Below are 6898 nucleotides of genomic sequence, written 5' to 3' on the forward strand. Positions count from 1 at the left end.
GAAGAGCTTGATGGAAACCGCACTTGCCAAACCGGCAGCGAAGCTTTCGCCGCGAACGAGCAACCTACGGAAATTTCTCCGCGTCTTTCTGGCGCGCAAGGCTGTCGTAGCGGCCTTGATTATTCTGCTGTTAATCGTGCTTTGCGCCATATTCGCCCCTGTTCTTTCACCCTACGACCCGTACGAGCAGGACTTGAGCAATACGCTTCAGCTATCGTCCTCGGCGCATCTGCTGGGTACGGACTTGTTCGGCCGGGATATCTTAAGCCGGATTATTTACGGAACGCGTGCATCCCTTGCCGTCGGGATTGTGTCTGTCGCGATTGCCGGAGGCATCGGCATGTCGCTCGGTCTGATCGCCGGGTACTTTCGCGGCATTGTGGACGGCTTCATTATGCGGGTGATGGACGCGCTCATGGCGATTCCTCCGATTATTTTGGCGCTTTCGGTAGGGGCTGCGCTGGGCGGCGGTTTGGCTAACGTCATGATCTCGCTCGGGGTTGCCTTGATACCCAATTATGCGAGGCTGATGCGGGGACAAGTATTGTCGGTAAGGCAGGCGGACTATGTCGTGGCGGCCGAAATCAGCGGCGCAAGCAACCTTCGTAACATGCTGGTTCACGTCCTCCCCAACTGCCTGTCTCCCTTGATCGTGCTGATTACGTTGAATTTAGGGGTGGCCATTCTCGCTGAAGCCGGTCTGAGCTTCCTTGGACTCGGTATCGCTCCGCCCGGAGCCGCCTGGGGCTCCATGATCAATGACGGATATAAATATTTATCCACCAATCCGCTGCTTTCTTTTGCTCCGGGCATCGCGGTCATGATTACGGTCCTGGCCTTTAATCTGGTTGGCGATGCGCTAAGAGACGCGCTGGATCCGAGGTTGAGAGGAACGACGTAATAATCGGATTGGAAGAAAGTCGCCGCATGATGAGGAGGGTATCCGCGAATGAATCATCTGTTGGAAGTGAAAAATCTAAAAACCGAGTTTAGGGTAGACGGCCTTACGTATAAAGCGGTGGATGGCGTTTCGTATTATGTTGACGAGGGAGAGATCGTGGCGGTCGTCGGCGAAAGCGGTTCCGGCAAGTCCGTCACCCAATATTCCGGGCTGCAGCTCATTCCTTCGCCCCCCGGCAAAATTGTCGGCGGAGAAGTGTTGTTTAAAGGTGCCGACCTGCTCCGGTACCACCCGAAGAGCGAGGAACTGCGCGATATTCGGGGCGGCCAGATCGGCGTTATCTTTCAGGAACCGATGACCTCACTTAACCCGGTGTTGACCGTGGGGGAACAGATCGGCGAATCGGTCATGCTGCATATGAAGCTGAATAAAGCCCAAGCGCGCAGCCGGGCCATCGAATTAATCCAGCAGGTGGGCATACCGGATGCCGAGCATCGGGTCGATTACTACCCGCATCAGTTTAGCGGCGGCATGAGACAGCGGATTATGATTGCCATGGCGCTGTCTTGCAATCCGAAAATTTTGATCGCGGATGAAGCTACGACAGCCTTGGATGTGACGACACAAGCGCAGCTGCTCGAATTGCTGCGGGATATCGTCAAGCGCACGAATACGGCTTTAGTGCTCGTAACGCACAATTTGGGCATTGTGGCCCGTTATGCGGATCGCATCTATGTCATGTATGCCGGAGGGATTGTGGAGTCCGGCTCGGCCAAGGATATATTCGCCAGTCCGCAGCACCCGTATACCATTGGTCTGCTTAAGGCCGTGCCGAGATTGGATGATCCGAAGGACCGCAAGCTGATTCCGATCGAAGGGCTGCCGCCCAACCTTGCCGACAAGCCGACGACTTGTCCGTTTCTTCCCCGGTGCTCTTACCGCACGGCCCTATGCTCGGAGGCGCCTGCGCCTGAACTGGTTGAAGTGAAGGACGGACATCATGCCGCATGCTATGTGAACATAGGTGAAACGGAAGCGGCAGCAGCAGCCGACGGGGGAGTCATGCTCCAGAAGGTGCAGGAAAAGGCGGAAGTTCATGCGGGCCCATCCAAACCGAAAACGGAAATCTTGTTGGAAGTGAAAAACCTGAAAACGTACTTTCCTGTCACGAAGGGGCTGCTGAAGCGGAAAGTCGCCGATATTAAAGCGGTGGACGACATCAGCTTTGACCTGAAAAAGGGGGAGACGCTGGGGCTTGTAGGGGAGAGCGGATGCGGCAAAACGACCGTGGCCCGCAGCATCCTGCGCATGTACGATCCTACCGGGGGCCAAATTTTGTTTGAAGGGCAGGACATCGCTGCCATGTCCAAAAGTCAGCTGCGTCCGCTCCGCAAACATATGTCGCTCATCTTTCAAGATCCTTACGGCTCTCTCGACCCCCGGCAAACGGCGGGTCATATTGTCGGGGAACCGCTGAAAATCAACAAATTGGTAAGCAGCCGGAGCGAGTATAACAACAGGGTCGATGAGCTGTTCCGGTTAGTAGGCCTCGATCCGGATTTGAAAAACCGCGTTCCGCACGAATTCAGCGGCGGACAGCGGCAGCGTCTGGGCATCGCCCGGGCGTTAGCGAGCAATCCTTCCTTTATCGTATGCGACGAAGCCATCTCGGCGCTCGACGTATCGATTCAAGCGCAGATCATCAATCTGCTTGAGGATTTACAGGTGAAGCTGGGGCTGACCTATTTATTCATTGCCCATGATTTATCCGTCGTACGGCACATCAGCGACCGCGTAGCCGTGATGTATTTGGGGCGTATTGTGGAAATTGCGGATTGGAAGTCGCTGTATGAAAACCCTAAGCACCCGTACACGCAGGCTTTGCTTGCGGCGGTCCCGATTCCCGATCCCTTTGTGGAGGAGACGCGGGAGCGAATCGTGATCAAGGGCGATGTGCCGAGTCTGATGAACAAACCGCCGGGGTGCAGCTTCTCTAACCGTTGTCCGCATGCAACGAAAGAGTGCAGCGAATCCGCGCCGCCGCTGCTGAACGTCGGCGGAGGACACGGCGTGGCTTGTTTCAAAGCGTAGCGGTTTGCTAGGAAGCATCAACCGGCTAAATAAAGCCATTAGGAGCGTGATTGATGATGGTATTAAAAGACAAGGTAGCCATTATTACGGGCGGCGCCAGCGGACAAGGCAAAGCATCGGCCAAATTGTTTGCGGAAGAAGGGGCCACGGTGATTTTCGCAGATTTAAACGAAGAAGGGGGGAAAGCGGTACAGCAGGAAATTAACGATGCCGGCTTCAAAGCTCATTTCTATAAACTGGATGTATCCGACGAAGAGGCCGTGATCTCTTTAGTAAATGAAGTCAAAAATAAATACGGGCGAATCGACGTGCTCTTCAACAATGCCGGAATCGGATTTGGCGCCAAGTATAAAATGGCGTCAGTCGTAGAGGCCGACACGAACGATTGGAAGGCGATTCTCGATATTAATCTGAACAGTGTCTTTTATTTTACGAAGCATGTGCTGCCGGTCATGATTGAACAAAAATCTGGAAGCGTTATCAACAACTCGTCGGCAGCCGGGCTGGTAGGCCAACCGGGAGCGGATGCCTATACGGCGTCAAAAGGCGCGATTATCTCGTTGACTCGTGTATGGGCTGTCACGTACGGCGTGCACAATATCCGCGTCAACTGTATTTGTCCCGGTTCTATCGATACGCCGATGATGACGACTGTACTGGATATGAAGCCTGAAGCCAAAGAATATTTGCCCAAGATCACCCCTCTGGGGAGACTTGGAAAGCCGGAAGAAATCGCGAATACGGCTCTGTTCCTGGCTTCGGAGAAAGCGGGTTACATTACCGGCGCCATCATCTCGGTCGATGGGGGCTGGACCGCCAAGTAAGTAAGCATTCACGAATCACAAAAATCATAAATGGAAAAAGGTGCGTCTAATGAGGAAGAAATCAGGAATGTCCAATTTCATCTCTCTTTCCCTTGCCCTATGTCTGTTGATTTCTGTGGTCATCTCCGGCTGCACCCCAGAACCGGCCAAGCAAGAACCGGCGAAGCAAGAACCGCAAAATGATTCGAAAACGGCATCGTCGAAGTATGGCGGTACGATGAAGATCATTATGTCCGATACGCTGACGAACCTGGGTTATCCGGCCGAGCTGCGTTCGAACGTCACGTTCTACTATAACCAGCCTGTGCTTGAATCGCTCGGGCGTTACGATAAGGAAGGGAACGTCCTCCCGTTCCTTGTGGAAAGCTGGCAATCCGATCCTCAAAATAAGACGATTACCATTAAAATCAAGCCGGGGATCAAATTTCATGATGATACCGACTTGAACGCAGAGGCTGTGAAATGGAACATTGAACAGTACTTAACGGCCAAGCGTCCCGAGGTGAACGGCATACAGTCGGTCGATGTGATCGATGCGAGCACCGTACGGTTGAATCTTGCGGCATGGGACAGCGGGCTGCTGGAAGCCGTCGCCTACTACGTGAAGATGATATCGCCTGCTGCTGTCGCCAAGAACGGAAAAGATTGGGCTATTCTGAATCCGGTCGGTACGGGTCCGTTCAAGTTTGTCAGCTGGGAGAAGGATGTGTCGGCCAAGTTCAAGAAAAACGAAACCTATTGGCAAAAAGGCAAGCCGTATTTGGATGCCATCGAATATACCTTTATTAGAGAAATCAATACGGCAGCCAATGTGTTTAAAACCGGGGGAGCCGACGTGTTGACACAGATGGATCCCGGTATGTTTCTAGAGCTTCAGAAGTCGGGCAAATATACGACCTGGACGGACGATAAAGCATTCGGAACCGTAGGCATCGGGCTCATGTTCGATACCATCAACCCGAACTCGCCATTCGCCAATGTGAAGGTTAGACAGGCGGTTATTCATGCCATCGACAATGAAGCCATTGTGAAGTCGGTCCGCAGAGGGCTTGGTTTTTCCACGAATCAGTGGTATAAACCGGGTCTGTGGGCGCACAATCCCGATGTGAAAGGATTTCCCTACGATCCGGACAAAGCGAAGCAGCTGCTGGCGGAGGCCGGGTTTCCGAACGGCTTCAAAACAAAGATCACGACAGATCCGGCCAGGGAGAACCTCATGACGGCCGTTCAGTCTTATTTGGCCAAGGTAGGCATCGACGCTCAAGTGGTCACTGTCGATTCGGCGAAGTGGACCGCTCTCACTAACGATAAGTGGGACGGGATGATTATGTTTTTCAGAGCCATGGCGCCGAGTACATTAACTACGTTGAACCGGGTAATAAGCAAAAACGCAACCCTGTACGGTAAAAATATTTTGCATCCGGATAAGGTCGAGCAGCTGCTGGCTGATTCCAGGAATGCGCCCGATTTCGAATCCTCGAAAAAACCGCTTGTGGAGCTGCAAAAAGTGCTCTTTGAAGAATATGCCCTTGCCGTCCCCTTGATCGGTCTGACAACGGGAGTTGCCACGCAGCAAAAGATTCAGGATTTAGGCAACTTGACGACAAACGGGAACGATTGGACCCCGGAAGAGGCGTGGATCAAGAAGTAGCCGGCTTCTTCTCTTAAAATCCGCTCCATGAGCGGATTTTTTGTTACAACGATCCGATAAGGGTCGCGCGAGATCAATAACCGTACAGGAGTGAAAAAGGATGAGTGTAAACGATGCCGTACCTTCTCATGTTTCACCTGATTTAGTGGTCGATTTCGATTTTTTGCATCCGGCCGGCTCCGACGAAGATCCCTTCCTGGCCTTGAAACGTCTGCATAACGGGCCTGATATTTTTTGGACGCCGCACAATAAGGGCCATTGGGTTGCGACCCGCGGCGAGGACATCTGCCATATCCTGTCCGATCATGATCATTTCTCCTCGCAGTCGGCATTTATCCCGAAGTCTGCACGTCCGCCCGCCATTCCGCTCGAGATAGATCCGCCCGATCATATGGCTTACCGCAGACTTCTCGCACCTGCTTTTCTGCCTAAAGCGATTTCGACTTGGTCGAGTGAAGCCCGCGAGCTGGCGATCTCCTTGATCGAGGGCTTCCGGCCAAAGGGCGAGTGCGAATTCATGGCTGATTTCGCCCTGCAGGTTCCGATTATCGTCTTCCTGAAGATGTGCGGTCTGCCGCTTGAACATCGCGAGATGCTGCTCGAGTGGACTGCGGCTTTCGTTCGTCCGGGAAACGCTGAAATCAAAGAGGAAACCGAACGTCAAAGAGCCCTGTACATCCATAATTTGATCGTGGAACGACGCGCCAATCCGGGGGAGGATCTGATCAGCCGTGCCGTTAACGCCGATATCGGCGGACGCAAACTCAACGATCAAGAGGCCTATGGCCTGATCCGCGGCTTGCTCGGCGGCGGTTTGGATACGGTTGCCTCCACGATGGGCTGGATTGCGCGCTTTCTGGCCGAGAATCCGGAACACCGGAGACAGCTGATCGACGATCCGGAGCTTATTCCCAATGCGGTGGAAGAGCTGCTGAGACGCTTTAGCGTACCGAATATCGCCAGGGTCGTCGTTAAGGATATGGTATACAAGGGCGTCGCGATGAAGGAAGGGGAACAAATTTTTCTATCCGCCTGCTTGCATGGACTGGATACCGAAAGCTTCGAGAATCCGCTTGAAGTGAATTTCCGCCGCAGCGATGCCCGGACGCATTCCACCTTTGGGCAAGGCATCCACCGTTGTCCGGGCGCCACGCTCGCATCGTCCGAGCTGCGCATCTTCCTGGAGGAATGGCTGAAGCGCATCCCGGATTTCCGGATTAAACCCGGTGCAGCGGTTCGAACGGGTACGGGTATTGTACACGGCGTGCTGTCCCTTCCGCTGGCATGGGACGTTTAGACAGGCGGCGGCCCTGCAATTGTAAGAAATTAGCACGAACGTGTAAGAAACCAGTTAGATGCTCGTTTTATGCTAAAAAGGCGGTTATCCATTACACGATTAAATGAAAGCGATAACATTCTATCATTAAGGAG

At 53.3% G+C, this 6898-nt stretch carries 5 protein-coding genes; all 5 read left to right on the plus strand.

Annotated features, from left to right (window positions below; translation table 11 throughout):
• On the plus strand, positions 1-901 hold a 901-nt coding region (locus PVA01S_RS25930; protein ID WP_307720709.1), incomplete at its 5' end, for an ABC transporter permease.
• Positions 902-949: 48 nt separating this feature from the next.
• The gene (locus PVA01S_RS25935; protein WP_127610762.1) at positions 950-2992 is read left to right on the plus strand and encodes an ABC transporter ATP-binding protein; all 2043 of its coding nucleotides are present in this window, start codon (positions 950-952) and stop codon (positions 2990-2992) included.
• 53 nt (positions 2993-3045) lie between these two features.
• Positions 3046-3816 carry an SDR family NAD(P)-dependent oxidoreductase gene (locus PVA01S_RS25940; protein WP_230875977.1) on the plus strand — a complete coding sequence of 257 codons (771 nt, stop codon included), beginning with the start codon at positions 3046-3048 and terminating at the stop codon, positions 3814-3816.
• Positions 3817-3883: 67 nt separating this feature from the next.
• Complete coding sequence (locus PVA01S_RS25945) at positions 3884-5467, plus strand: ABC transporter substrate-binding protein (RefSeq protein ID WP_164751987.1); 1584 nt, start codon at positions 3884-3886, stop codon at positions 5465-5467.
• A gap of 100 nt (positions 5468-5567) precedes the next feature.
• Positions 5568-6764, plus strand: a complete 1197-nt coding sequence (locus PVA01S_RS25950; RefSeq protein WP_127610766.1) for a cytochrome P450 — start codon at positions 5568-5570, stop codon at positions 6762-6764.
• Positions 6765-6898 lie beyond the last annotated feature (134 nt).

Origin of the sequence: Paenibacillus validus NBRC 15382, from assembly GCF_004000985.1 — a bacterium.
Lineage (GTDB): Bacteria > Bacillota > Bacilli > Paenibacillales > NBRC-103111 > Paenibacillus_G > Paenibacillus_G validus.

What these genes read in the sequence shown, in the direction of transcription:
- PVA01S_RS25935 (WP_127610762.1), top strand. Translation starts at nt 950, where the DNA reads ATGAATCATCTGTTGGAAGTGAAAAATCTAAAAACCGAGTTTAGGGTA.
- PVA01S_RS25940 (WP_230875977.1), top strand. Translation starts at nt 3,046, where the DNA reads ATGATGGTATTAAAAGACAAGGTAGCCATTATTACGGGCGGCGCCAGC.
- PVA01S_RS25945 (WP_164751987.1), top strand. Translation starts at nt 3,884, where the DNA reads ATGTCCAATTTCATCTCTCTTTCCCTTGCCCTATGTCTGTTGATTTCT.
- PVA01S_RS25950 (WP_127610766.1), top strand. Translation starts at nt 5,568, where the DNA reads ATGAGTGTAAACGATGCCGTACCTTCTCATGTTTCACCTGATTTAGTG.